Below are 24,892 nucleotides of genomic sequence, written 5' to 3'. Positions count from 1 at the left end.
CCACAAAAGCGGCAAAGAGCCGGTAACGCGACGCATTGCAGGAAGTTCCGCAATCTCCGACCGGGGCACCGTCGCGCCTGGACCCCGAGAGAAGACCTCGGGCAGACTGGGGCGGAACAAAGGGGTGTTCATGCCGCAAGAGGACTCCCACACCTCGATTCCCACGCTGCCGTCCGCGGCGTCGCTCGTCGCCAGCGATCACGAGCGCCGCGCGCTGCTCGCGGCGCTCACGTTCGTCGGCAGGCCTCCCCGGAGCGCGGCGGCGCTCGCGATCTGGTTCGAGAAGCACCTCGTGGCAGCCGGGAGGATGCAGCGACCAGCCTACGTGACCGAGGGCTTCTCCAAGCAGGTGGCGCTCGGCCATCAGGCCCCGGCGGCCCCGGATGCGTCCGAGATCGAGCAGCTCGTCGACGCGGCGCGGTTCCGGGTGCTCGCCTCGCTGCGCGCCTTCATGCCGCCCGCCGCGGACGATCGCTTCCTCGCGGCGGCCATCGACAGCGGGCGCGTCCTCCGCGCCACGGGCCTCGGGCCGTGGGAGCCGTGCCCGCGCGAGGAAGACCTGCTCAGCGACATCGTCCTCAGCCTCTTCGCCGCGGACATCCTCAACTTCCGCGAGTTCCACGACGCCTATCTCTGCGTCTGCAAGACCTGCTTTCGCATCGACTTCGATCCAAGCCAGGCCGGTCGCACCGGCTGCCCCGAGCACGAGCCGACCGTCACGGTCAACGTGATGCGCCGCAGCCGGCCGTCGCTCTGACGCGTCGCCCTGAGGCTCAGAGGCAGCCGAGGCGGCACTTGGACGCCTGCTCGAGACAATCCGACAGGCAGCCCTGGTAACGCTGGTACTGCGTGCTCTGCGTGGGCTCTTTACCGCACTGCGTCGCCCTGCACGCCTTGTGTCGCCGCTCGCACGCCCCCACGCACCCGGCGTTGCCGCCGGCGGGCGCAAGGCCGGTCGCGGCCGCCGCACGGGGCCCCGCCCCTGGAGACGCCGGCAGCGCGCCCGGCGCCTGCGCGGCAGGCGGATCGCTCCGCTGCGCCGGCGTCGTCCGGTGCCCCGCCGAGGCGGGCGACGGCCCGCAGCGCTCGAAGGCGCGGCGCATCACGTCCTCCGCCGAGCCGGGCGGGATCTCGCACGCCCGCGCCAGGCTCTCGATCCGATGGTCGATCGCGGCGGCAGCGCGCGACGCGACCCCGTCCGGCCGCGCCGCTGGCGGTGGGGCGCCCTGCTGCGCGGCGCTCGCGGACGCGGCGCTCCCGCGCGCCGCGTCGTCACCCGGCGCGCTCGACGCCCTGCCGATGAGGAAGGCCACGATGAGGCTTGCCGCCACGAGCCCCAGGGCGGCGAGCGCGAGCCGCGAATCGATGCGGCGCGGCCGGCGCGCCGGCGCGCCGGCGCGCGGAGAGCCGGCCGGGAGCAGCGCCGGCCCCGCGGCGCCGGGCGGCCGCGCATTCGCGGGCTGAGGCCCGGTGACGTTCGGTGTCCGCGGGGTAGGCGCCATCGACGGCGGCACCAGCGTCGCGACCTCCAGGGGAGGTGATGGGGCCACCATCGGCGAGAGGTTCGGCAGCGGCGCCGGCCGGGGGATGTCGGTGTGCGCCGGTTCGCTCGACGCGGCGGACGGCACCGTCGGCGTGTCGGGCCACTCCACGAGCGGCCTCGCCGCGCGGAGGCGCTCGACGAGCGGCCCGAGCTCGCGCCGCTGCTCGAAGCGGCGGACGAGCTCGTACGCCGCTCCCTGGATCCCCCGCTCCCAGGGGATGTCCGGCACACCGAGCTCCTCCGCGAAGCGGCGCAGCTCGGCCAGGCTGAAGCAAGCCGTGATGCGCCCGCGGATCTCCGAGGCGCTGCGCGCCGTGCTCCCCGACGTCCCCGTGCCCTCGCCGTCCACGCTCGGCAGCTTACCGCACACGCCACCGAAGCCGAACCTGGTATAGGCTCCGGACATCGTGTCCGGCGCTGCGGCACCCGGGGACGTGGAGGCCAGGAGATGAGCCGAGAGGACAGTGCAATTGGCGCGGCGCCGCCCGCCCTCGCGCCGCTGATCGGGCGCGAGGCGGAGCTGTCCGCCCTGGCCCGCGCGCTCGACGCGGTCGAGCGGGAGCGCTCCACGCGGACCGTGACGCTCGTCGGCCCGCCGGGCATTGGCAAGAGCAGGCTCGTGCGCGAGTTCCTCGAGCGGCGGCGCCAGGGCTCCGCCGCGCTGCGCGTCACCTCGGGCAGCACCGGCGACATGGCGTCCGCGTACGGCGTCTTCACGCGGCTCCTGCGCGCCCGCTTCGGCCTCTCCGACGGCATGGACAAGGACGCGGCCCGCGCCGAGGTCCGCTCGCAGGTCGCGCACGTGATGGGCGACCGCAAGGTCGGCGACGTCATCTACTTCCTCGGCCAGTTCATCGGGCTCGCGTTCGGCGACAGCCCGCTCACCCGCGCGGTGCAGGACGATCCCGCGCAGGCTGACCTCATCCGCCGCGCCGTCCTGAAGGCGTTCCTCGAGGCGGACGCCGTCCACGGCCCCCTGTGCCTCATCTTCGAGGACCTCCACGCGGCCCACGACGACTCCCTCGCGCTCCTGCGCTACCTCATCGAGTACCTCACGGGCCCGGTCCTGATCGTCTGCGCCGCCCGCCCGGAGCTGCTCACCCGCCAGGACGACTGGGGCAAGGTCGGCGACCGGCGCCACGTGCTCCTCGAGCTCACGCCGCTCGGCGAGGCCGCAGCGGCGGAGATGGCGAGGGCGCTGCTCGCGCCCTGCGCGCCGCGCGGGAGCGACGATGTCGTCATCATCGACGTCGTCGACGATGTGAGGCGCGCCGAGCCGCAGTCCCAGCCGGGCGTGCCGTCGGAGCTCGTCGAGGCGGCCTGCTCCTTCGCGAACGGCAACCCGGCGCTGCTTGAGCAGATGGTCCGCATCTGCCACGAGCAGGGCGTGATCGAGGAGCTCTCGCCCGACTCCGCGGGCGGGCCGCGCTGGCGCGTGCACCTCGGGAAGCTGTCGACGGCGCGCCTGCCGATGACGGTCGAGGACGCCGTGAACGTCCGCCTCGCCGCGCTCGATCACGACGGCCGGCAGCTGCTCGAGCAGGCCGCGACGATCGGCCCGGTGTTCTGGAGCGGCGCGCTGTTCGTCCTCGGCAGGGCCGGCAGTCAGGCCCCCGACCTGTGGGGGGAGGAGCAGAGCGACAAGGATCTCGACCGGACCAACGCCGCGCTGCGCTCGCTGTGCGACCGCGGCTACCTGCGCAAGCAGAGCGAGTCGAGCTTCGCGGGATCGGACGAGTACGTGTTCGTGCACGCCAAGGAGCGCGAGGCGCTCCAGAAGCGGATGAGCGCCGCGGCCCAGCGGCGGTACCACCACGCGATCGCCGAGTGGCTGGAGCAGCAGGTGGCGGTGCGCGCGAGCGAGGAGCTCCTCGCCGAGCTCGCGACGCACCGCGAGCGCATCGGCGACGCGGTGCGGGCGGGGCTCTCGCTGCTCGACGCCGGGGACGTGGCGCGCGGGCGCTACTCGAACGCGAAGGCGGCGGAGTACTACGCGCGCGGGCTCTCGCTGCTCGGCGACGCGCACGTGGCGCGGCGCATCGACGCGCTCCACGACTACGGCGACGTCCTCCAGCTCGCCGGGCGCATCGACGACGCGCTCGCCGCGTTCCGCGAGATGCTGACGCTCGCCTACCGGCTCGACAACCGGCGCAAGGGCGGGGCCGCGCACAACCGCATCGGGCGGCTCTACCGCGACAGCGGCTCGCTCGACGAGGCCGGCAAGCACCTCACGACCGCGCTCCGCCTCTTCGAGGGCGCGCGGGACGAGCGGGGGATCGCCTCGACGATCGACGACATCGGCAAGCTGCACTGGCTCCGGGGCGAGTACCAGGAGGCGCTGAAATGGCTGCGCGACGCGCTCGCCCGCCGCGAGCGGATGGGGGATCGCCGCTCGATCGCGCTGTCGCTGAACAACCTCGGCCTCGCCCTGCAGGACTCGGGCGAGTTCAAGCAGGCGCTCAACACGTTCGAGCGGTCGCTCGCGATCCGGCGCGAGATCTCGGACCTGCTCGGCGTCGTGATGAGCCTGAACAACCTCGGCATGATCGCGCAGGACCAGCGCGATCACCGCCACGCCCTCGAGCTCTTCGAGGAGGCGCTGGAGGTCGCGCGGCAGGTCGGCGATCGCAACCGGACGGCGCTGATCCTGACGAACATCGGCGGGACGCTCTACCGGAGCGGCGATCCCGACGAGGCGGTGCGCGTGCTGCAGCAGGCCGAGGAGCTCTGCGACGAGCTCGGCGACCGGCTCGGCCTGGCCGAGGCGCGGCGCGCCCTCGGGAAGGCCTACATGCTCCGGGGCGATCTGGAGAAGGCGCGCGACTCGATCAGCCGGGCGGTGGACCTGTTCGCCTCGGTCCGGAGCAAGGTGCACCTCGGCATCGCGCTCCGGACGCTCGGCGAGATCACGGCGGCGGGCGGCTGGGGCAGCGCGCACACGAAGAGCGCGCGCGCCTATTTCGCGCGCTCGGTGAGCATCTTCGAGGAGACGGGGAACGAGCTCGAGCTCGCGCGCACGTTCCAGGCCTACGCGCGGTTCCTGACGACCGATCGCAGCTTCGTGGCGAACATGGCGGCGCGGCGCGAGGCGGTGGCGATGAACGAGAAGGCCGAGGCGATCTTCGCGCGGCTGAAGGTCACGTCGGTGCGCCTGGAGGACGAGCCCACGCTCCCGACGGGCCCGCCGGGCCAGCCGGTCCCCACGAAGTCGTCGGTCAGCGCGAGCCCTGGCCGCTCGCCGGCCCCCGAAGAGCCGTCGTTCCCGAGCCCGGGCAGGGCCTCGACCTCCAGCTGAGGCCGGGCGGCCCGGGCGGGCCGGCGTGCTCTGGCGCGGGGGGGCGCCCGTGATACGCATGCCGGGTGAAGGCCCTGCACGAGAAGCGCGTCTCCGAGTCGGTCACGACGATGACCGAGTACGTCCTGCCGACGCACACGAACGCGCTCGGCTCGATCTTCGGCGGGCAGGTGCTCGCGTGGATCGACCTGTGCGCTGCCATCTGCGCGCAGCGGCACACCGGCAGCGCGGTCGTCACCGCAGGCATCGACGACCTCTCGTTCGATCATGGGATCAAGGTCGGTCAGGTCGTCCGTCTGGCTGCGCGGGTGACGGCGACCTTCCGCACGTCGCTCGAGATCCTGGTGTCGGTCGAGGGGGAGGACGCGATGACGGGCGCCATCTGGCCCATGGTCACGGCCTTCGTGACGTTCGTGGCCGTCGACGCGTCGCTCAGGCCGACCTCGGTGCCGCCGATCCGCCTCGAGACGGACGACGATCGCCGCCTCGCCGAGGCCGCGGCGGAGCGGCGCGCGCGGCGGCTCTCGCGGCGCGGGGGCGGCCGCGGCGCGTGATCGCCGCGCGCTACTTCTTCTTGATCCGGTCGGGATCCCCGAGGAACTCGAAGTGCATCGTGTCCTCGAGGTCGTCGTGGCCGAGCCAGTCGAAGCCGTAGCGCTCGAACGCCTTGATCCAGCAGCGGGACAGCGCCGTGCGCTCGTAGGCAGAGCGCTTCTTCTCCTGGCACAGCGGGCTCGTGGGCCACGGGTCGACGCAGCCGCAGCACGGGTTCCGGTCGGGATCGATGTCGATGGCGATGCCGAAGAGGTGGTTCGAGATCTCGGCGCCGCGGTAGCTGTTCGCCGTGCGGAACCCGCCGACCGCGCGCGGCGTGTAGCGGCGGGACTTGCGGGTGCACGTCGAGCGGATCCGCTTCTCGACGCAGTGGAGCGCGGGCGCGATCTTCTCGTGGACGGAGATCGGTAGGCCCATGAACTGCACGGTCGTCGCCTGGGAGTGGGCGCTCTCGGCGTTGTGGCGCCGCGTCTCCTCGGTCTCGACGTGGCCGTAGTGCTCGGCGAGGTAGCGGACCGCTTTGGCGTGCTTCTTCGGGTTGAGCATCCCCTTCTGGACGAAGGTGCGCCGCTTCAGGAACTTCTGCGGGCTCTGGACGCGGCACTCGTAGCTCTTCGCCTTCTTTCCCCGGGCGGGCTCCTTGGCCTCCGCGACGGGCCCGCCGCCGAGCCCCGAGGGGCCGGCCGCGAGCAGGGCGATCGCTGCTGCCACGAGCAGGTGCACCCGTGTCCGTCCGTTCGCGTTCACGGCCGGAGGTTAAGCAGGCCGCGTCAGGCGCGGCAAGGACTTGCCGTAAAAGCCTGTCAGGAGAAGCACCGTCAGGGGCACGAGCGCATGCTCGCGGCGGGCGGCGCGCCGCACCGCTCGCGATCGCACGGTCGGCGTCAGCTCATGAGGTGAGCTGCGGCGAGCTCATGAGGTGAGCTGCGGCGAGCTCATGAGGTGAGCTGCGGCGAGCTCATGAGGTGAGCTGCGGCGAGCTCATGGAGAGGTCCAGGGCGAGCAGATCTCCACGAGGACGCCGTTCAGGTCGCGCACGTAGGAGACGCGCTGGCCCCACGGCTTGTCGTGGGGCTCCGACACGGGGGCCGCGCCGGCCTTCACGGCGCGCGCGAACGCCGCGTCGACGTCTTCGCTGGTGACGATGATCTCGAACCCGGCGGGGCGCTCGCCCGACCTGTTCTTCGCGAGCTCCGGGAGGCCCTTCTGGGCGAAGTCCTCCTGCACGAACCCGAGCGGCACCCTGCCCTTCAGCTCGCAGTAGTCGTTGCCGCTGGAGACGAAGCTGCGCTCGAAGCCGAACGCGCGCTCGTAGAACGCCGCGGCTTCCACCGCGTCGGGCACATAGACGATCACGCCACCCAGTCCTGTGTTCATGAGGTCCTCCTCGGGGTCCTGACCCACGCGCCGGCATCCTAGGGCGCCCCTGCTGACAGCGTCCGGTCAGCAGCCTCGCTCGATGGACGGCGCGAGCGGGGCGCGGAGCTCTCGCGCATGAACCCCCCTCACCACGTCTCGCTCGATGGCAGAGCATGACGCCTGGTCAACCAGAGGCTCCCCACGCTCGACGCGGAAGTGCGGCTTCTGCGCGGCGAGGTGCGGCTTCTGCGCGGCGAGGTGCGGCTTCTGCGCGCCGAAGTGCGGCTTCTGCACGCGCGCCACGTCCAGGTCGAGCGCGTGGGGAGCGCGCATGTCCACCTCGTCGCCCACCAGATTCATCGTGGGCAGGCGCACGCGATGCTCGCCGGTGCCCGCGTGAAACCGCCGCCGCTCGACGGTCCTTCAGGGCCGAGGAGCGTCCGAGGCGCGAGCCAGGCTCCGCCAGCTCGGCACTCCCGGTGCGTCAACGCGAGCCTCACGGCGCGTCGAGAGGAGTCTTGTGGCGTAGTGACGCGAACTTCAAGGCACATCGAGGCGAGCCTCGAGGCAACTTGACGCGGGCCTCACGGTGCGTTGACGCGGTGTTCCTTCGGTTCGGGGCGCTGGCGGGTGTGTGCCGCCGCAGACGCGTGGGCCGGCCAGAGCGGAGATGAACGCCGTCCCGGTCATCTCCGCGCGGTTGCACCGCTGAACCAGCGTTTCATCCATGCAAGGGAAATCTGGCATGAACCCCGTGTTCACGCGGTGACTCGTTCATTGAGTGGTCGGCATGGCCGTTGCTAGGTGGATCGCGTGCCCTTCGCTGCGGTGGTTGCCGCAAGCGGCCTTTGTGTTGAGTCTTTTTTTTGCGGCGAGCTCCCTATGAAAGAGGTCCGTAGCGACCAGCGCCGGCAAGCGAACGAGACGCCCATCCCCAAGAGCGGTGTCATGCGCGCCGTGCCCCGAAGCGTCGCGCCGCCGAGCGCACCGTCCACAGAGGGGCAGCTTGTCGGGCCGAACGGAGCTTCGTTCGAGGTGCGTCCTTCCGATCCGCTCCTCGGCAACATCGACATCGACGCCGTGGTGGCGGGGGTCCCCGAGTCCTACGCGATGAAGGGGATGTTCTTCAACGCGCTGGCGGCGACGCTCGGGGAGCGCTTCGCGCAGGTGGTGTCGACGTTGTCGAGCCCGCCGAGGGGTGGGCTCTACCTGCCGTTCTCGGACTATCCGACGCGCGACTTCCTGCGCCTCTACGACGCGGCTGCGCGGCTCTCGCACCCGAACCGGAGCTCGCGGGAAGGCTACCGTCGCCTCGCGCGGCAGCAGGTCGGGGCCTTCAGGGAAAGCGCGCTCGGCCGGATCACGATGCACCTGGCCACCGACCCGGGCGCCGCGCTGATGCGCTACACGGGCAGCCTGGGCGCGCTCGTGAAGGGGCCGCTGGCCAGGGCGCGGCAGCTGGGGCCGTCGGAGGTGCAGATCGACATCAGCTGCCACCGCGGCACGCTGGAGTACCCGCTGGGGAACTTCGAGGCGCTCGTCATGGGGTACGGCGCCAAGCCGACCATCTCGGTCGAGGTGCGGGGGGCGGAGACGCTTCAGTTCCTGGTCAGCTGGTAGCCCGTAAGCCCGCGCCGGCGGGAGGGTCCACGCGGCGGGGGCGGGTGGGCGCTCGGCCATCCGCCAAGACCGGGGCCGATGCGCTTGCGCTGAGAACACCACCCGGCATGTCTCCCTTCGGGCCATGCCTGCTGGGACGTTATGTTGCGCGCCACACAAGGCGCGCCTGGGACGTGGAGCCCCCTGCGACCTGATGGCACCTCGGTCGGTGCTCGCCGCGCCCACCCGCCCCCGCCGCGTGGACCCTCCCGCCGGCGCTACGGTGGTGGGGGGAGGGGGATCCGGGGGCGGAGCGGCCCCGACGTCGATGCGCGTCTTCCGAGTGCGCTCGCGGTAAGGCCGGTGCATCAGGGCGGGCAATTCAAGATCTATCGAATCGCGACGAGCGGAGTCGGCTTGTGGCCGCTTCAACGAAATCGGCGACCATAAAGAACATCGTTTCTACACGAGTTGGTCGAGAATCGCTGTTGATGGATCGAGGTCGCCTCCCGAGAAGGTGAATGCTCGGCTGGATGAATGCCGCATTCGCGCCGGACAGGAGAAATATCGGGCTGCTGCGCATCATTGCGCTCGAATGATTACGAACGCGAGCGTCAAGCGAGCATGGGACACTGGTGGTGGATGCGCCCTGGAATCGGGGGGTCCTCCACAAGAACGGCAGCTCTTCAGAGGTGCGCAGGTGCAACATTCCTCTGGGGCTACAGTTTCGCCGCGGCTCGCCAGCGTCGCTCCGAGCAGCCTTGCGCTCGCGCCCTCGCTTTGCGAGCGTCGGAGCCGGGCCGCAGAGCCCGTCCCGAGGACCACGCCAATGACGACCCATGAGATGGTGCTCTTCGTTTACGACAACCTCATGAAGGGCGAGGAGCAGCACGAATGGCTCGCGACAGCTCGGCCGCTCGGAGAGGCGACAACGACCCCCGAGTACGCGCTCGTCGATCTGGGCACGACCGGCGCTCTCGTCCAAGGCGGGCTCGTCGCCGTGACCGGCGAGCTCTACGCCATCGCGCCGGCCGCGCTCGCCGCGCTCGACGTCCACCGGGGACACCCGATCTTGCACAGGCGAGCCCCCATCCGCCTCGCCGGCGGGCGGGAAGCCCAGGCATACCTCCTCTCGATGGAGCAGGCGGCCGGGTGCCGGCGCGTCCGCGAGGGGGACTGGCGGAAGCGCCGCGGCGCGCCCGGCGCCGTGCGGGCCCGGGACAACAGCCCGCTCGTGAGCTGGGCAAAGCGCCGCTTCGACCCGCCCCCCCGATGAGAGCCGCACACGTGAGCCTCCGCCCGCTCGACCGTTCCGTTCGACCGGTACGTCACCCCATCCGCTCGAGCGGCACCTCCCCCAGCAGGTGCTAGGCCAAGGCTTCGAGGGACGCGTGACGACGATCTCGGCGAACGACCAGCTCTCCGCCGCGAACGGAGAGCTCGCGCCCGCGGCCCAGCTGGCGGAGGCGGTCGTCGAGGCGTGCGCTGCGCTCGCCGGGACGCTCGACCCACAGCAGATCCACACCACCATCGTCCAGCAGGCGATCCGGCTGCTCGGCGCCGACATCGCGCTCCTCCACGGGGCGCGCTCGCCGGCCGAGGGGGCGCTCCACGTCCGCCTGCTCGCCTCTTCCGGCCTGCCCGGCGCGCTCGACGGCGCGCTCGACGATCTCACGAGCACCCCGTCCCTCGTCCTGCGCGCCGCAGAGAGCTGCCGCATCGAGCACACCGCGGCGGATGCGGCGGTCATCGAGCGCCTCTCCGACGTCCGCGCCCTCGATGCCTGCCTGAGGCCGTGCTGGGTGCTGGCCGCTCCCCTGCTCGGCGCCGGGCGGCCGCTGGGCGTCCTCACCTGCGCCTTCGGCGAACGCAGCCCGACACCGCACGAGCTCATCCCGCGCGTCCAGGCGCTCGGCGCCCTCTTCGCCCTCGCGCTCGGGTCCGCCGAGCGCGAGGGCGACAAGCGAACCGAGCTCCACCACCGCGGGCCCGACGACGCAGGCGGCGCGAGCTCGCCGGCGCAGCAGCGCGCCGAGGCCCTCCTCCGGGACGCCCAGACCGCGCGCAGGGAGGCAGAGGACCGGCTCGCGGCGGAGCAGCAGTGGCTGCGCAGCATCATCGAGGACTTCCCCGTTGCCATCGCCGTCTTCGATGAGCGCGGAAGACGCTCGCTCGTCGCGAGCCGCCGCTGCGAGCAGCTCTGCGCCGGCCCTCACCCCCTCATGACGTTCGGGGCTCCCCAGCACGCGCGCCTGTGCGCGCCGACCGGACGGCCGCTCTCGCACCACGAGATGCCCCTCGTCCGCGCGGCGCGCGGCGAGGGGACGATCTGCGCCGAGCTGTATCTCCAGAGGCCCGACGGGACCAACATCCCCGTCGTGGTGAGCGCAGGCCCCATCCGCGACGACCAGGGGGTGATCCTGGGCGCCATCGCCAGCTACGAAGACATCACCCATTTCATGGAGCGCGAGCGGCTCCGCGAGGAATGGCTCTCCATCGTGGCGCACGATCTCAAGCAGCCGCTCACCGCGATCGCCGCGTGCGCGGGCATGCTGTCGCGCCGATCCGGAGACGCCGGAATCCAGGCGTGGAGCGGGAAGATCCTTGCCAGCGTCCAGCGCCTCGAGCGGATGGCCGAGGACCTGCTCGACGCCTCCAAGCTCGAGGCGCGGCGCTTCTCCCTCGAGCGGCGGCCGACCGACCTGCGCGCCCTCCTCCACGCCGCCGTCGAGCTCGCAGCTGCGGAGCGGCCGGAGCACGCCGTCGTGCTCACCGCCGACGACGACGTGCCGCCCGTCCACGCGGACGCGGCGCGCATGGACCAGGTGCTCGGAAACCTCCTTCTCAACGCCGCCAAGTACGGCGACGCCGACGCGCCGATCCGCGTGACGCTCTCTCTCCGCGACGCCGAGCTCGAGGTCGCCATCGAGAACCGCGGGCCGGGGATCTCCCCGGACGAGCTGCCGAGGCTGTTCCAGCGCTTCCAGCGGCTCTCGTCGGATCCATCCAGGAGCCGCCCGCCCGGCACGGGCCTCGGGCTCTACATCTGCAAGGGCATCGTCGAGGCGCACGGAGGCAGGATCTGGGCGCAGAGCGAGCCGGACGAGACGACGTCCTTCCACTTCACGCTCCCGCTCTCGCGCGGCGGCTGACCCCGCGGGCCACCGCGGCCTGCGTCGCGGCGAGGGCGCGAGAACAGCCGTGATGACGTCGCCCGCTCAGCCGTTCTTGATGCGCGCCACGATGGCGTCGGTGAGCGTCTTCGTGTCCGCCTTGCCGCCGAGATCGCGGGTGCGGACCCCGTCCAGGTTCAGCGCCCCGTCGATCCCGGCGCGCAGGCGGACGGCGAGCTCCCGGTGGCCCACGTGGTCGAGCATCATCGCGGCGGCGAGCATGAGCGCGATCGGGTTCGCCACGCCCTTGCCGGCGATGTCCGGCGCCGAGCCGTGCACCGCCTCGAAGATCGCGGCGTGCTGGCCGATGTTCGCCCCCGGCGCCATGCCGAGGCCGCCGATGAGGCCCGCGATCTCGTCCGAGAGGATGTCCCCGAAGAGGTTCGTCGTGACGATGACGTCGAACTGCCACGGGTTCAGCACGAGCTGCATCGCGCACGCGTCCACGATCCGCTCGTCGGTCGCCACGCGGCCCTCGTAGCCCTTGCTCACCTCGCGCGACGTCTCCAGGAAGATGCCCGTGAGCGCCTTCATGATGTTCGCCTTGTGGACGATGGTGACCTTCTTGCGGCCGTTCTTCTCTGCGTAGTCGTAGGCGAACTCGGCGATGCGGCGCGAGCCGACCCGGGTGTTGATGCCGGAGCCGATCGCCACCGCGTGCTCGTCGCTGCCGATCGGGATGTAGTGCTCGAAGCCCACGTAGAGTCCCTCGAGGTTCTCCCGCACGAGCACGATGTCGATGTTCTCGTAACGGCCACCCGGGATCAGCGTCCGCGCGGGGCGCACGTTGGCGAACAGCTTGAACTCCTGCCGCAGGCGCACGTTGGACGAGCGGTACCCGCCGCCGATCGGCGTCTCGAGCGGCCCCTTGAGCGCGAGCTGCGTGCGGTGGATGCTGTCGAGCGTGGCCCGCGGCAGCGGGTCGCCCGCGTCCTTGACGCCGGCCATGCCGGCCACGCACGTCTCCCATTCAAAAGGCGCGCCGAGCGCGTCGAGGGCGCGCAGCGTCGCGTCCACGATCTCGGGGCCGATGCCGTCGCCGGGGATGAGGGTCGCAGGGTGCTTCTGTGAGGTCACGGGCTGTCTCTCGATCTCGGGGTGAATCGTCGCGTCGACGAGGAAAGGCGCACGCATAGCCGAGGTGCGCGCCGCGATCCACCTCGCCGGGAGCGGCGCCGCGCGCCGCCCGCCCGCAAGTCCCTTGAGGATCCCCGCCCCCGCCGCCATCATGACCCGGGTCCCATGATTTGCCCGCGCTGCCACCGCGCGTACACCGATCGCTCGTACGGCTTCTGCCCCGACGACGGCGCGCGCCTCGTCCAGTCGCTGTCGGCCGCGCCGCCGCCGGCGCAGCCGACGCGGCAGTTCGGTGCCATCCTCGAGGATCGCTATGTGATCCAGGGCTTCATCGGCGCCGGCGGCATGTCGCGCGTGTACCTCGCGGCGGACAGCCGCACGAAGGAGCAGGTCGCGATCAAGATCCTGAACCGCAGCTTCGCCGCCGATCGGGCCCAGCGCGAGCGGTTCCTCCGCGAGCTCGAGGCGGCGGCCGAGCTCGGGCACCCCAACATCATCCGGGTCCTCGACGCGGGCGAGCGCAAGGACGGGTCCCCGTTCATCGTGCTCGAGCTGCTCACCGGCGAGTCGCTCGGCGTCCTGCTCCGCCGCGAGGTGGCCGTGAGCGAGGCCGTCGCGCTCCCGCTGATACGGCAGGCGGCGTCGGCGCTCGCCTCGGCGCACGCGGCCGGCGTCATCCACCGCGACGTGAAGCCGGACAACCTGTTCCTCGTCCGCTCCCAGGGCGGCGCGCGCGTGCTCAAGATGATGGATTTCGGCTTCGCGAAGCTGAAGACGGGCCCCACCACCGCCGCCGGTCTCGTACTGGGCACGGTCCCTTACATGGCCCCGGAGCAGGCCCTCGCCGATCCCATCGACAGCCGCACCGACGTCTATGCCCTCGGCGTCACCATGTTCCGCATGCTCGCCGGCCAGCTGCCGTTCTCCTCACCGGACGACGTGGTGGTCGTCGCCCAGCACGCCTGCACCCCGGCCCCCCGGCTCAGCTCGATCCGGCCCGGCATCGATCGGCGGATCGAGGCGCTGGTCGCCACCGCGCTCCGCAAGGCCCCCGGGAACCGCTACGACTCGATGCAATCGCTCCTGGAGGACGTCGAGCGCATCCTCGGCGTCCGCCGGGGCGAGCCGATCGGCGCCCCGCTCAGGACGACCCCGGACGCCTACGAGCCGGTGAACCGCGCTGCCCGGGAGGCGCTCAAGTTCCTGCGGCGCCAGCTGCCCTGAGCCGGCAGGCAGCATGTTCATCAGCGTCTCGACCTGCTTCCAGTAATGGTAGGCCGCGAGCTTCTCCTTTTCGAGCAGCGCGCGCCAGGCGAAGCGCTCGTTTCAGCGGATGGGCTCGAAGATGAACGTCGACAGCGTGTACAGGTACTCGTCGTTCGGGATGGCGTAACGCCCGTGCTGCCGGTTCATGCGCCGCAGCGCCGCCCGGCCGCGCTCGCTGTCGTATCCGTTCTCCAGCATCTCGGAGAGGATAAGGACGGTGTCGTCGTAGCGCTTCTGGGGGCGCTGGAGGAACTCCCCTGTCTGCACCAGGAGAGGTGTGCCCTTGGCGATCCCGAACACACGGAACAGCGCGAGCTCGAGGGCGTGCTGCGTGTCCCACGGGAAATCATAGCACGTCGAGAGAAATGCGATCTCCTGATGATCCGTGACCGGATCCGGGTTTGCTTCGAAATGGTCGCGGATCGCATAGCGCGATCGCGATTCGGGAGGGGCCCAGCGCATGGAAGATCTCCTGATGTGTATCCGCCCGATGACGCGTCCATTTCTGTCATGCATCGCGCATCCTGGCGGAAGCATCGCTGAACAGATGAAGACGTCGATCGTGGCGAGCGTGGCGACACGAGGTGAGGTGCGGTCCACCGTGGAGCGCCGTGATGAGGAGCTGTGATGCGGCGGCGGGCCCGCGCCGGGCGAGCCGGCTGGCCAGGCTCCGCGCGGCGAGGCCGCGGGGAGGGCCGGGATGCGCGGCGCCGAGCCGCTCGATCAGCTCGGTCTCGCGCTCGGCTTTCGGGCCCGCTTTCGCCCGCGCGGGCGCGTGCGCGGCCTGCGCGAAGGTGGCACGCTAGCGCCGTGCCGCCTGTCATCGACGACATGATCCAGGAGCTCCTTACACGCCATCGGTCGACCGGTCGGGTGGACCTCAACGACATCGCCGAAGTCGTCGACCGCCGGGCGGTCTCGTACGAGGAGGTCGAGTACATCATCGACCGGCTCGAGTCCGAGGGTCTCCGCGTCGCCGAGCCGCTCGATCGGGGCGATGTCGAGGTGCTCCGCGCCGTCGTCGCGAGCGCGAGGCGGCTCGCGGCCGAGCTCGGACGCACACCCACGATCGGCGAGATCGCGCTGGCCTCGGGCCACGCCCCGCACACGGTGCGCCGGGCGCTGGAACAAGCGGGGCGTGCCAAGGCTTGTTGAAGAGGAGGAGCGCTGGCCGCGCAGGACGCAGCGCGGCAAACCACGGTGACGCGCGGGCACGACGAGGTGCGCGAGAGGTGGCAAGCTGCGGCAGGCTGGCGCAAGACGCGGCAACCCGCGGCAAGACACGCAGAAGCGGAACGACGCCAAACAAAACGAAAGCGCTGCGCCGTTGAGTGCAGACCAGAGCTCTACATCAGTGTTACGATGCAGATGGAGGGGTGCTCTGTAGCCGTAGTCGATTGTTTCATCTACGCATCAGGGAAGGAAGGCTGGACCCGATGAACATCACGATCACGTTCCGCCATATGGTGGGTACCGACGCCGTGAAGAATTACGCTCATGAGAAGGTGGCCAAGCTTCAGAAGTTCCTTAGGCAGGCGATGACGGCGCAGGTCACCCTCTCCGTCGAGGGTCTGACGCACGTCGCCGACGTTCGCCTCTCCTCCGGCAGTCTAGCCTTCCATGCGACCGAGCGGGGTGAGGACATGTACGCGTCGATCGACATGGTCCACGACAAGCTCGAGCGGCAGATCCGGGATGGGAAGGGTCACACCATCGCGCGGAAGCGCGGCGGCACGAGCGCCGGCGAGTACGCCGTCGAGGTGGAGCGCGAAGCGGTGGCCGCGACGGGACGCACCCGCTCGTGAGCCGCCGCGCGCGTCGCCGAGGCGCGACGCGCGAACCGGAGCGAGGGCCGCCGCGCGCCTCAGCGACGCGCGCGGCGCGCTCCCCTCCTGTGAGCCGCCGCTCGCGGGCGAGGCGGCGCGTTCCCTCCGGGTGAGCCGCCGCGCTCGCCGCGGCGGGCGCGGCGGCGACACGCGCTCGTCTCCATCAGCTTACCCCTGCGCATGCCCGACCTGCCCGGGGGGGCCTGCCTGGAGCGGCGCGGCGGTCGCCCAGCGATCGCGACGCGAAGAACGCGAAGAACGCTCCCTCCGGGGCCGCTCGCCGCGATAGCGTCCTTGAGTCGCGTGCCCGAAGTCCCCAGGGTACGATGGCCACATCGGCTCGCTTGGCCCTGGCCGAGCGCCGCGCCGACCGTGCCACGTGCGCCGTTCCTGAGCCCTCTCACCTCGCCCGAGCGCCGAAATCAGCATGCAAGTCCGCGACATCTTGACCGCGCACCAGGTATCCGTCGCCAGCGAGAAGGAGGGGGTCGTCCGCTCCAAGGCGGACGCGCTCCGCCGGCTCGCCGCCCTGCTCGCGGCAGGACAGCCGGGGGTCAAGGCCGATGACATCGAGCGGGTGCTCGGCGAGCGCGAGCGCCTGCAGTCCACCGGCGTCGGGAGCGGCGTGGCCATCCCCCACGGCGCGATGGAGGGCGTCGATCGGCTGATCGGCGCGGTCCTGATCTGCCCGAAGCCGATCGACTTCGACGCGATCGACGGGGCGCCGGTGGCCATCCTCGTCGCCGTGATCGGGCCGAAGCGCGCCACGGGCGAGCACCTCAAGACGCTGGCGCGCATCTCCCGCCTCCTGCGCGACGAGAGCTTCAGGCGGCGGCTGCTCGGCGCCTCGACCGGGCGCGCGGCGTTCGAGCTCATCGCCGCCGAGGAAGGGAGGTCGGTGTCATGAGCGGCCCGCGCAGCGGCGGACAGGAAGGGGAAGGGGGCGGCCGGATGCCCCCCTCGACCCGCGGAGGCCGGGCGGACCGCCCCGCCATCGCGGTGCGGAGCCTGATGGCCGACGAGGGGCTCGGCATCGACCTCACGCTCATCGCCGGCGCCGCGGGCCTCGACCGGCCCATCATGAACACCCGCATCCAGAAGTCCGGGCTCGCGCTCGTCGGCCACTTCCACGGCATCGTCCCGACGCGGGTGCAGATCCTCGGGCAGACCGAGCTCTCGTTCCTCCACAAGCTCTCCCGCGAGGACCGGCTCCTATCGCTGCGCGGCTTCTTCGAGCTCGGCCTGTGCTGCGTCATCCTCACGCAGGGCGACCAGCCGTTCGAGGCGAACGGCTCCGGCATCGGGTTCGTCCCTGTGCCGGAGCTCGCGCAGTGCGCCGAGGAGACGGGGACGCCGCTCCTCGTCTCGGCGGTGCGGTCGAGCGCCACGATCACCGCGCTGCACGCGCTGCTCGACGATCGCCTGGCGCCGCGCCTGCGGCTGCACGGCGTGCTCGTCGACGTCTTCGGCGTGGGCCTCCTCCTCATGGGGTCGAGCGCGATCGGCAAGAGCGAGTGCGCGCTCGATCTCGTGATGCGCGGCCACCGGCTCGTGGCCGACGACGCCGTGGAGTGCGATTACCGCCCTCCCGGCATGGTCTTCGGGGCCCCGGCGGAGCTCCTCCGGTACCACCTCGAGGTGCGTGGCCTCGGCATCCTCAACGTGAAGGACCTCTTCGGCGTCACGTCGATCCGCGAGCGCAAGCGGATCGACGTGGTGGTCAAGCTCGTCGAGTGGTCGAAGGACACCGAGTACGACCGGCTCGGGCTGGACGAGCGGTACCACACCATCCTCGGCGTGAAGATCCGGGAGCTCGTCATCCCGGTGCGCCCGGGTCGCGACATGGCGTCGATCCTCGAGGTCGCCGCCCGCAACGAGCTCCTGAAGAACGCCGGGTTCCACGCGGCCCGCGAGTTCTTCGGCAATGTGGAGGGCGAGCTGCTCCGCGAGCGCTCGCCGGAGGAGTCGTCGATCCCGCCGCCGGCGAGGCTCGCCGAGGAAGGCGCCCCGCGGAGCGCCGCGCCGCCCGGCCCGCCCCGGCCGCAGCCGCCCGGGCGCGGCGTGGACGCGCCGAACCCCCCGAGCAGCGCCTTCCGGCCGCCCGTGGATCGGGGCAGGCCGCCCCCCGATCGCCCGAGCTCCGGGTTCAGCCCCACGGAGTCGTCCGTGAGCCTGCCGCGGCCGAGGAGGCCAGGGTGAGCAACGGAGGCGATCAGCAGCAGCACGGCCTGCACGGGCCTGAGGGCGCGCCGGGGCGCGTCGTCGTCGTCACGGGCCTCTCGGGCGCGGGCAAGTCGACGGCGCTCCACGCCCTGGAGGACCTCGGCTTCTTCTGCGTGGACAACCTGCCCACGTCGCTCGTGCAGCCGGCGGTCGAGGCGTGCGAGTCGGGCGGGATCACCCGGATCGGGCTCGGCATCGACGTCCGGGTGGGCTCCTTCCTGGCGGGCGCCACGGCGGCGCTCGACTCGATACGGACCGGACGGGACGTGGTGATCCTCTTCCTCGACGCCTCGGACGAGACGCTGCTCCGGCGCTTCAGCGAGACGCGGCGCCCGCACCCGCTGACGACCGGCGGCAGCGGCGCCATCGCGATGCTCGACGGCGTCCTCCTCGAGCGCGAGCGGCTCGCGTCGCTGCGGGCCAGGGCGACCATCGAGCTCGACACGACCCGGCTGTCGACGCACGACCTGCGCCGCGTCGTCATCGAGCGGCTGCGCCCCGCGAAGGTCGAGGTGCCCCGGATGTCCACCCGGTTCGTCTCGTTCGGTTACAAGTACGGCATCCCGCTCGACGCCGATCTGCTCTTCGACGTCCGCTTCCTCGACAACCCGTATTTCGTCCACGGCCTCCGCGAGCTCACGGGGAACGACGAGCCCGTGCGGGAGTACATCCTGAAGAACCCGGATGCCCTCGAGTTCATCTGCAGGACAGAGCAGCTCCTCTCGTTCTGCATGCCGCGCTACGCCAGCGAGGGAAAGAGCTACCTCACCGTCGGCATCGGATGCACCGGCGGCCGGCACCGCTCCGTGGTGCTCACCAACGCGCTCAGCGACAGCCTGCGGCGGAAGACGGGGCTGCCCATCACGGTCGTGCACCGGGACGTCGCCCGGGTGAGCACGAGTGGTGTACCCTCGGGGGTGGGAGAGGGCATGGCCGGGGCGCCCGGCGTGGATCTCCGGCTGGCGCAGCCGGGAGCGACCCCGTCGGAGCCTCGCCCGGCGTCGGACACGAGCGTGACGGGGGGCGAGCGGTGACGACCGAGGCGGTAACGAGACGATTCACCATCATCAATGTGCGCGGGCTCCACGCGCGCGCCGCGACGAAGCTGGTGCAGCTCGCGGGGCGTTACGACTGCGAGATCTCGCTGAGCGGGCCGGACGGGCAGTCGGCCAACGCGAAGAGCGTGATGGGCGTGCTCCTGCTCTGCGGGTCGATGGGCACCCAGATCGAGGTGAGCGCGACGGGCGATCAGGCCGCCGACGCGGTCTCCGCCATCGGCGAGCTGATCGCCGGGCGCTTCGGAGAGCACGAGTGACGCGCGGCCCGAGCGCGCTCTCGTCGGACGCCCCGGACGAGCATCCCGCCCCGGCGGACGCCGTCCGGAGCGGCTCGGCGGCGCCCGGCGCCCGGCTCGACTCGATGCCGCCCGGCGCCCGGACGGAGACGCTGCGGGGCATCGCCGGGTCCCCCGGGGTCGCCATCGGCGCGGCCGTCGTGATGGGCGGGCACCGGACGAACCACCCGCGCCGCCGCGTCGGCTCCAGCGAGATCGCGGCCGAGCTCGAGCGCTTCGAGGCCGCGGTCGAGCGCGCGCAGGACGAGCTGCGCGACATGGCGAAGCGCATCGGCGACCACCGCGCCGAGGCGTCGATCCTCGAAGCCTACCTGCTGATGCTCGGCGACGAGGCGCTCGCCGACGCCGTGAAGCGCCAGGTCACCGAGGAGCGCCGCTGCGCCGAGTGGGCGGTGGCGACCGCGTGCGAGGCGATCGCCGGCCGCTTCGCCGCGCTCGACGACCCGTACCTGCGCGAGCGCAGCCACGACGTCCTGTTCGTCGGCGAGCGCCTCGTGCGCGCGTTCAGCCTCCCGCCCCAGGAGCCGCCGTCCTCGCGCGACACCTCGCCGCTCTCCACGCGCAGCCTGATCGAGCTGCAGAACTCGATCGCCATGCCGGCGACGTTCGGCGCGGCGCTCCCGCGCTTCTCCGGGCCGACGATCCTCATCGCGCACGACCTGTCGCCGGCCGACACCGCGGCGATGGTCGACGAGCCGGTCGTCGGCTTCGTCACCGAGGTCGGCACCCGCACGAGCCACACCTCCATCATGGCGCGCGCGCTGGAGATCCCGGCCGTGGTCGGCGTCAGCGACGTCCTGCAGCGCGTGATCACGGGCGACCTCGTGGTGATCGACGGGCTGCGCGGCACGGTCGTCGTTCGCCCCGGCCCGGCCGAGCTCGCGGACGCGCGCGCCCGCGCCGAGCGCTACGTCGCGCTCGGCAAGGAGCTCTCGGAGTCCAGGCACCGGGCCGCCCAGTCGAAGGACGGCGTCAAGGTGTCGCTCCGGGCGAACGTCGAGCTCCCGGCCGAGGCGATCCTCGCGCGCGACCAGGGCGCCGACGGCATCGGCCTCTACCGGACCGAGTTCCTCTACATCGACCGCACGTCCCCGCCCTCGGAGGACCAGCAGTTCGAGATCTTCCGCGCCGTCGTCGAGGCGCTCCGCCCGAAGCCGGTCACGCTGCGCACGTTCGACATCGGCGGCGACAAGTTCGTCTCCACGTTCCAGGTGCCGCCCGAGATGAACCCGATGCTCGGCCTCCGCGCGGTCCGGCTCGCGCTCTCGCGCCCCGACGTCTTCCTCGAGCACCTCCGCGCCATGGTGCGCGCCTCCGCCTACGGCGACGTGCGGATCATGATCCCCATGGTCGCGGGCCTCGGCGAGCTCCGGCAGGTGCGCGCGCTGCTGCACCGCGCGCAGGAGCAGGTGCGCGCCCGCGGCCAGCCGTGCGCCGACGAGATCCCGCTCGGCGTGATGATCGAGGTGCCCTCGGCGGCGGTCATGGTCGACCATTTCGCGCGCGAGGCCGCGTTCCTGAGCCTCGGGACGAACGATCTGATCCAGTACGCGCTCGCGGTCGACCGGACCAGCCGCTCGCTCGCCTACCTGGCCTCGCCCTTCGATCCGTCGATCCTGCGGCTGATCACGAAAGTGATCCAGGCAGGCCAGGATTTCGGCAGGCCGGTCTCCCTTTGCGGCGCGATGGCGAGCGATCCGCTCGCCGCCCTGCTCCTGCTCGGCCTCGGCCTCCGCGACTTCTCGATGGAGGCGGCGGCGATCCCGGAGATCAAGGAGACGCTCCGGCGCGTGACGGTCGCCGAGGCCGAGGCGGTCGCGGCGGAGGCGCTCGCCTGCGCGACGGCGGAGGAGGTCGAGTGCTGCGTCGCCGCCTCGTTCGCGCCGGACCTCTACGACCTGCTCACGGGAGAGCGCGCCACGCGGTGAGCGGCGCGCTCGATGCGGTGGGGCCGACGCCTGCGGTGCCGGTCGCGTCCGGGGCGGCGCGCGCGCTGGCCGCCTGCGCGGTGGCGCTCGGCCTGTGCGCGGCGGGCTGCGAGGAGGAGGCGCCGCCGACGCGGCTCGTCGGGCAGGTGCACCTGACGCTGCTCCACACGTCGGACATCCACTCGCGGCTCTTCCCGTACAGCCTGCAGCTCGGCCAGGTGGACGCGGGGCTCGGCCTCGGCGCGGCGGCCTCGATCGCGAACGTCGGCGGCGCCGCGCGCATGTCCCATCTCCTCGGCCGCGAGCGCGCCCGGTCGTCGCGCGCGCTTCACCTCGACGGCGGCGACTGCTTCCAGGGGGCGCCGATCTTCAATTTCTACTCGGGAGAGGCGGAGATCCGGGCCCTCGGCGCCATGGGCGTCGACGCCATGATCGTCGCCAACCACGAGTTCGACCGCGGCGCGCTGAACCTCGGTATCCAGCTCCAGCAGAACGCCGGCTTCCCCATCCTCGCGGCGAACTACCAGCTCGAGGACCCCGCGCAGCCCGGCGCCTCTCCGCTGGGCGCCCTCCTGCAGCCGTTCACGGTCTTCGACCTCGAGGGCCTCAAGGTCGGCGTCGTCGGGATGGGCAACCTCTCCAGCCTGACGTCGATCTTCGAGGCGCCGAACCGGCTCGGCGTCACCCCGCTGAACACGACCGAGGTCGCCCAGTTCTACGTCGACCTGCTCCGCCCCACGGTCGATGTCATCGTCTTCGTCACCCACCTCGGCCTCGACGGCGACGAGCGGATGATCGAGACCACGACGGGCATCGACGTCGTGCTCGGCGGGCACAACCACATCGTCCTCCAGCCGCCGAAGCGCGTCCGCGACTGCTCGCGGTACTACGACGACGAGGAGCAGCGCCACTACATCCTCCTGAACGACGAGCGCTCGCCCGGGGATGGCGCGAAGCGCCGGCGCTACTGCGCGCCGCGCGACGTGGTGCTCGCTCACTCCGGTGCGTTCGCGAAGTTCGTCGGGCGGCTCGACCTCGTGCTGTCCAGGGACGCCTCCGAGCTCGCGGGCGGCTACGACCCGCTGAACGGCTTCGAGGTGCTCTCGGACCGGTACGAGCTCTTCCCGGTGACCGAGGACGTGCCCGCCGATCCGATCGTCGCCTCGGCGCTCGAGCCCTACGCGCAGGGGCTCGACGCGCTCGCGAACCTCGATCTCCTGGTCGGCTACGCGCCGGGCGGCTCCCGCCGCGCCTCGGCGAGCGGCGGCGACTCGCCGCTGGGCAACCTCATCGCCGGGGCGATGTGGCTGCGCCTCGGCATCCAGACCGATTTCGCGCTCACGAACACGACGGGCATCCGCGCCGACCTCGTGCCCGGCCCGGTGACGGTCGAGCAGATGTTCAACGTCTTCCCCTTCGACAACTCGATCTCGAAGCTGCAGCTCTCCGGACTCGAGGTGCAGGAGCTCTTCGACTTCGTGGCGCGCCGATCGAGCGGCCGCGGGTGCGTCTCGCAGGCCCAGATCGCGGGCGCGCGGGTCGTCATCGACTGCGCCGCGCGCCCGGCCGACGGCGCCGCGTCCGGCGTCGCGACCCACGTGTACATCGGCGCGCGCCAGCCGGCGATCGCGTGCCCGAACGGCGACGCCGACTGTCCGGGCGGCGAGGAGGGCAGCTGCGACGTCGAGGCGAGGCGCTGCTGGCAGCCGCTCGATCCGCTCGCGACCTACGAGCTCGCGACGTCGAGCTACCTCGCCCAGGGCGGCAGCGGGTTCCGCGTGCTCCAGCGCAACACGACGCAGCTCGACACCCAGGTGCAGCAGCGCGACGCGCTGATCGACGCCATCCGCGCGGGCAGCCCGTGCGGCGCGGACGAGCGCGGCGAGCTCGCGCCGTGCCAGCGGGACGCCGATTGCGCGGGCGTGGGCGAGGGGTTCGTCTGCGCGTGCCCCGAGTCGGTGGTCGAGGGGCGGGCGTGCACGACCGGCGAGGCGCCGTGCTCCCGGGGCGCGTGTGTGCTCGCGCGCTGCCGCGACGATGTCGCCGCCTACCAGCGCGACGTCTGCGCCGAGGCGCCGACCGACTGGGTGCGGGAGCAGTGCGAGAGCGCGCTCGCCCCGTGCAGCGCCGCGGGCGAGCAGTGCAAGTACCTTGCGTGCGTCGACCGGCGGCTCGGCAACTTCTCCGACGGCCGCTTGCGGATGGTGGGCCAGTGACGCCGCGGGCGAGACGCCGAGCGGCGCTCGCGGCCGCCGCGCTCGCCGGGTGCGGCGGCGAAGGCGGGCCGCCCCCGGACGTCTCGAGCTTCTGGGTCCAGGTCGTGCAGGTGAACGGGGAAGCGCCCCCCTCCGCCGAGGCGCCGCTGCCGGCCAACCGCGGCGACGCGGTGGACACCTGGTCGTTCAGGATCGAGGCGCGCGACGCTGCCGGCCGCCGGACCCCCTTCGACGCCATGGTCAGGCTGAGCGTCGATCCCGGTGCGGTGCTCGACGTCGAGGCGGACGACGAGGGCGTCGCGGTCGGCCGCAACATCCGCCTGCGGGACGGCGTCGCCGAGGGGATCGCCCACGTGACGGCCGTCTACGGGCCCGTCCGGCTGTGGGTCGAGGACCTCGGCTACCGGCCCGCGTCCCGGGGCGACCGCCCTGCGTGCGCCAACGGCGTCAACGACGACGCGCCGGGCGACGTGCTCGTCGATTTCCCCGCCGATCCCGGGTGCGCCTTCGCGGACGACGACACCGAGGAGGGCGGCTCCTTCAGCGCCGGCGTCTCGAAGCCGGTCGCCTATGCGTTGCCGCGCATCGCCGACGTGCAGGGCGGCGGCTCGGCGACGCCCTACCCGTCCGAAGCGATGCGGATCGACACCGCGGCGCCCCAGCAGGTCGTCGTCACGCGTGTCTCGAGCGACGGCTTCTACGTCACCGATCTGGCCGGCCAGGGCAGCGGCTTCAACCACCTCTTCGCGTACAATTTCAGCACACCTGCCAACCTGCGAGTCTGCGATCGGCTCGAGTACCTCGCGGGCACCGTCGACGAGTTCTTCGGCTTCACCCAGCTCTCGTTCCCTTCGTACGAGATCGCGCGCGCGCAGGGAGGAGCGGAGTGCCTGGTCCCGGAGCCGACGGTGCTCGACGGGCCGACGATCGCCGGCGCCCTGGCCATGGAGCGCCTCGAGAGCGGGCTCGTGCGCGTCGAGGGGTTCCACATCGGCGAGCGCTTCGGTCCGAGGCCCGCGAGGGACAACGTCTTCGCCGCGGAGCAGTCGAACTGCGATCTGAACGGCGACGGGCAGGTCGATTTCGACAGCCAGGCCGAGAGGAGCTGCGCGAACGCGTGCTCGGACGACCCCGAGTGCAGCGAGTGGACGAGCTACTTCGCGCGCGGCAACTACAAGATCACGGACGGGTCGAGCAGGATCCAGATCCAGACGGGCACGGTGAGCGCCTTCGATCCGACGTCCCACCGGGGCGAGGTGATCGACGCGGTGACTGGCACGCTCCGACACTTCTCGGGCGGCTCGCTGAACTGGACGATAGAAGCCCGCTGTCCGGACGACCTCGTCTGCCGGGCGCCCGGCTGCGCGCCCGCCACGAAGCCCTCGAAGGAGGCCTGCGTCCGGACGCGCAGCCTCGACGACGACGACGCGGAGACCGACTAGCCACCTCCTCGCCTTCGCCGCGGCCGCGCCGCGCCC

The 24,892-nt window shown here is 71.9% G+C and carries 23 protein-coding genes; 17 read left to right on the top strand and 6 right to left on the bottom strand.

Going from position 1 to position 24,892, the window contains the following annotated elements; genetic code table 11:
• Positions 1 to 130: 130 nt before the first annotated feature.
• Positions 131 to 757, top strand: a complete 627-nt coding sequence (locus WMF45_RS32255) for a hypothetical protein (protein WP_437708881.1) — start codon at positions 131 to 133, stop codon at positions 755 to 757.
• A gap of 16 nt (positions 758 to 773) precedes the next feature.
• Here the strand turns inward: WMF45_RS32255 and WMF45_RS32250 are convergent, their stop codons facing one another.
• A complete protein-coding gene (locus WMF45_RS32250; protein WP_437708880.1) occupies positions 774 to 1,949 on the bottom strand; it encodes a hypothetical protein in 1,176 nt (391 codons plus the stop codon).
• 42 nt (positions 1,950 to 1,991) lie between these two features.
• Here WMF45_RS32250 and WMF45_RS32245 point away from each other — a divergent pair, with 42 nt between their 5' ends.
• Together WMF45_RS32245 and WMF45_RS32240 are read left to right on the top strand one after the other, a co-directional pair.
• On the top strand, positions 1,992 to 4,838 hold the full coding sequence (locus WMF45_RS32245) for an ATP-binding protein (RefSeq protein WP_437708879.1): 2,847 nt from the start codon (positions 1,992 to 1,994) through the stop codon (positions 4,836 to 4,838).
• 65 nt (positions 4,839 to 4,903) lie between these two features.
• Positions 4,904 to 5,392, top strand: coding sequence for an acyl-CoA thioesterase (locus WMF45_RS32240; RefSeq protein ID WP_437708878.1), 489 nt, complete (start codon positions 4,904 to 4,906; stop codon positions 5,390 to 5,392).
• A gap of 10 nt (positions 5,393 to 5,402) precedes the next feature.
• Here WMF45_RS32240 and WMF45_RS32235 read toward each other — a convergent pair whose 3' ends face one another.
• From WMF45_RS32235 to WMF45_RS32225, 3 genes are all read right to left on the bottom strand, one after another.
• Positions 5,403 to 6,140: a M15 family metallopeptidase gene (locus WMF45_RS32235; RefSeq protein ID WP_437708877.1), complete on the bottom strand. Its 738-nt coding sequence runs from the start codon at positions 6,138 to 6,140 to the stop codon at positions 5,403 to 5,405.
• Positions 6,141 to 6,374: 234 nt separating this feature from the next.
• Positions 6,375 to 6,770 carry a VOC family protein gene (locus WMF45_RS32230; RefSeq protein ID WP_437708876.1) on the bottom strand — a complete coding sequence of 132 codons (396 nt, stop codon included), beginning with the start codon at positions 6,768 to 6,770 and terminating at the stop codon, positions 6,375 to 6,377.
• Between the two features lie 66 nt (positions 6,771 to 6,836).
• On the bottom strand, positions 6,837 to 7,085 hold the full coding sequence (locus WMF45_RS32225) for a hypothetical protein (protein WP_437708875.1): 249 nt from the start codon (positions 7,083 to 7,085) through the stop codon (positions 6,837 to 6,839).
• Between the two features lie 549 nt (positions 7,086 to 7,634).
• On the opposite strand from WMF45_RS32225, the gene WMF45_RS32220 reads away from it, so the two are divergent.
• The 3 genes from WMF45_RS32220 to WMF45_RS32210 all read left to right on the top strand — a co-directional run bounded on the left by WMF45_RS32220 (position 7,635) and on the right by WMF45_RS32210 (position 11,503).
• A complete protein-coding gene (locus WMF45_RS32220) occupies positions 7,635 to 8,372 on the top strand; it encodes a DUF2378 family protein (RefSeq protein WP_437708874.1) in 738 nt (245 codons plus the stop codon).
• 808 nt (positions 8,373 to 9,180) lie between these two features.
• Entirely contained in the window at positions 9,181 to 9,627 is a 447-nt protein-coding gene (locus WMF45_RS32215; protein WP_437542663.1) for a gamma-glutamylcyclotransferase family protein, read from the top strand.
• 115 nt (positions 9,628 to 9,742) lie between these two features.
• On the top strand, positions 9,743 to 11,503 hold the full coding sequence (locus WMF45_RS32210) for an ATP-binding protein (RefSeq protein WP_437708873.1): 1,761 nt from the start codon (positions 9,743 to 9,745) through the stop codon (positions 11,501 to 11,503).
• Positions 11,504 to 11,569: 66 nt separating this feature from the next.
• Here the strand turns inward: WMF45_RS32210 and WMF45_RS32205 are convergent, their stop codons facing one another.
• Positions 11,570 to 12,601 (bottom strand): isocitrate/isopropylmalate dehydrogenase family protein, encoded by a 1,032-nt coding sequence (locus tag WMF45_RS32205; protein ID WP_437708872.1) that lies wholly within the window; start codon positions 12,599 to 12,601, stop codon positions 11,570 to 11,572.
• A 165-nt stretch (positions 12,602 to 12,766) separates the two neighbouring features.
• On the opposite strand from WMF45_RS32205, the gene WMF45_RS32200 reads away from it, so the two are divergent.
• The gene (locus WMF45_RS32200; RefSeq protein WP_437708871.1) at positions 12,767 to 13,825 is read left to right on the top strand and encodes a serine/threonine-protein kinase; all 1,059 of its coding nucleotides are present in this window, start codon (positions 12,767 to 12,769) and stop codon (positions 13,823 to 13,825) included.
• Positions 13,826 to 13,927: 102 nt separating this feature from the next.
• On the opposite strand, the gene WMF45_RS32195 is transcribed toward WMF45_RS32200, so the two are convergent.
• Positions 13,928 to 14,329, bottom strand: a complete 402-nt coding sequence (locus WMF45_RS32195; RefSeq protein WP_437708870.1) for a hypothetical protein — start codon at positions 14,327 to 14,329, stop codon at positions 13,928 to 13,930.
• Between WMF45_RS32195 and WMF45_RS32190 the strand changes: the two genes are divergently transcribed.
• The 10 genes from WMF45_RS32190 (at position 14,328) to WMF45_RS32145 (ending at position 24,856) form a co-directional block, all read left to right on the top strand.
• The gene (locus WMF45_RS32190) at positions 14,328 to 14,495 is read left to right on the top strand and encodes a hypothetical protein (protein WP_437708869.1); all 168 of its coding nucleotides are present in this window, start codon (positions 14,328 to 14,330) and stop codon (positions 14,493 to 14,495) included. The genes WMF45_RS32195 and WMF45_RS32190 overlap by 2 nt on opposite strands.
• 182 nt (positions 14,496 to 14,677) lie before the next feature.
• Entirely contained in the window at positions 14,678 to 15,022 is a 345-nt protein-coding gene (locus tag WMF45_RS32185; RefSeq protein ID WP_437708868.1) for a sigma-70 domain-containing protein, read from the top strand.
• A gap of 281 nt (positions 15,023 to 15,303) precedes the next feature.
• Positions 15,304 to 15,672, top strand: a complete 369-nt coding sequence (hpf, locus tag WMF45_RS32180) for a ribosome hibernation-promoting factor, HPF/YfiA family (protein WP_012238397.1) — start codon at positions 15,304 to 15,306, stop codon at positions 15,670 to 15,672.
• A gap of 448 nt (positions 15,673 to 16,120) precedes the next feature.
• The gene (locus tag WMF45_RS32175) at positions 16,121 to 16,600 is read left to right on the top strand and encodes a PTS sugar transporter subunit IIA (RefSeq protein ID WP_437708867.1); all 480 of its coding nucleotides are present in this window, start codon (positions 16,121 to 16,123) and stop codon (positions 16,598 to 16,600) included.
• Positions 16,597 to 17,892, top strand: a complete 1,296-nt coding sequence (hprK, locus tag WMF45_RS32170) for an HPr(Ser) kinase/phosphatase (RefSeq protein WP_437708866.1) — start codon at positions 16,597 to 16,599, stop codon at positions 17,890 to 17,892. Before WMF45_RS32175 ends, hprK begins: the two co-directional genes overlap by 4 nt.
• Complete coding sequence (gene rapZ, locus WMF45_RS32165; protein ID WP_437708865.1) at positions 17,889 to 18,950, top strand: RNase adapter RapZ; 1,062 nt, start codon at positions 17,889 to 17,891, stop codon at positions 18,948 to 18,950. The genes hprK and rapZ overlap by 4 nt, the downstream gene beginning before the upstream one ends.
• Complete coding sequence (locus WMF45_RS32160; protein ID WP_437708864.1) at positions 18,947 to 19,231, top strand: HPr family phosphocarrier protein; 285 nt, start codon at positions 18,947 to 18,949, stop codon at positions 19,229 to 19,231. The genes rapZ and WMF45_RS32160 overlap by 4 nt, the downstream gene beginning before the upstream one ends.
• Positions 19,228 to 21,198 (top strand): phosphoenolpyruvate--protein phosphotransferase, encoded by a 1,971-nt coding sequence (gene ptsP / locus WMF45_RS32155; protein WP_437708863.1) that lies wholly within the window; start codon positions 19,228 to 19,230, stop codon positions 21,196 to 21,198. Before WMF45_RS32160 ends, ptsP begins: the two co-directional genes overlap by 4 nt.
• A complete protein-coding gene (locus WMF45_RS32150) occupies positions 21,195 to 23,414 on the top strand; it encodes a bifunctional metallophosphatase/5'-nucleotidase (RefSeq protein ID WP_437708862.1) in 2,220 nt (739 codons plus the stop codon). The genes ptsP and WMF45_RS32150 overlap by 4 nt, the downstream gene beginning before the upstream one ends.
• Positions 23,411 to 24,856, top strand: a complete 1,446-nt coding sequence (locus WMF45_RS32145) for a hypothetical protein (protein WP_437708861.1) — start codon at positions 23,411 to 23,413, stop codon at positions 24,854 to 24,856. Before WMF45_RS32150 ends, WMF45_RS32145 begins: the two co-directional genes overlap by 4 nt.
• Positions 24,857 to 24,892 lie beyond the last annotated feature (36 nt).

It is taken from the genome of Sorangium sp. So ce448 (genome assembly GCF_051520915.1).
GTDB lineage: Bacteria > Myxococcota_A > Polyangia > Polyangiales > Polyangiaceae > Sorangium > Sorangium cellulosum_B.
Note: the sequence above shows the minus strand (reverse complement) of the source record. Positions and strands in the feature narration are given on the sequence as shown.

What these genes read in the sequence shown, in the direction of transcription:
- WMF45_RS32175 (WP_437708867.1), top strand. Translation starts at nt 16,121, where the DNA reads ATGCAAGTCCGCGACATCTTGACCGCGCACCAGGTATCCGTCGCCAGC.
- hprK (WP_437708866.1), top strand. Translation starts at nt 16,597, where the DNA reads ATGAGCGGCCCGCGCAGCGGCGGACAGGAAGGGGAAGGGGGCGGCCGG.
- WMF45_RS32220 (WP_437708874.1), top strand. Translation starts at nt 7,635, where the DNA reads ATGAAAGAGGTCCGTAGCGACCAGCGCCGGCAAGCGAACGAGACGCCC.
- WMF45_RS32190 (WP_437708869.1), top strand. Translation starts at nt 14,328, where the DNA reads ATGGAAGATCTCCTGATGTGTATCCGCCCGATGACGCGTCCATTTCTG.
- WMF45_RS32245 (WP_437708879.1), top strand. Translation starts at nt 1,992, where the DNA reads ATGAGCCGAGAGGACAGTGCAATTGGCGCGGCGCCGCCCGCCCTCGCG.
- hpf (WP_012238397.1), top strand. Translation starts at nt 15,304, where the DNA reads ATGAACATCACGATCACGTTCCGCCATATGGTGGGTACCGACGCCGTG.
- WMF45_RS32195 (WP_437708870.1), bottom strand. Translation starts at nt 14,329, where the DNA reads ATGCGCTGGGCCCCTCCCGAATCGCGATCGCGCTATGCGATCCGCGAC.
- WMF45_RS32215 (WP_437542663.1), top strand. Translation starts at nt 9,181, where the DNA reads ATGACGACCCATGAGATGGTGCTCTTCGTTTACGACAACCTCATGAAG.
- WMF45_RS32200 (WP_437708871.1), top strand. Translation starts at nt 12,767, where the DNA reads ATGATTTGCCCGCGCTGCCACCGCGCGTACACCGATCGCTCGTACGGC.
- WMF45_RS32255 (WP_437708881.1), top strand. Translation starts at nt 131, where the DNA reads ATGCCGCAAGAGGACTCCCACACCTCGATTCCCACGCTGCCGTCCGCG.
- WMF45_RS32225 (WP_437708875.1), bottom strand. Translation starts at nt 7,085, where the DNA reads ATGCGCGCTCCCCACGCGCTCGACCTGGACGTGGCGCGCGTGCAGAAG.
- WMF45_RS32230 (WP_437708876.1), bottom strand. Translation starts at nt 6,770, where the DNA reads ATGAACACAGGACTGGGTGGCGTGATCGTCTATGTGCCCGACGCGGTG.
- WMF45_RS32250 (WP_437708880.1), bottom strand. Translation starts at nt 1,949, where the DNA reads ATGTCCGGAGCCTATACCAGGTTCGGCTTCGGTGGCGTGTGCGGTAAG.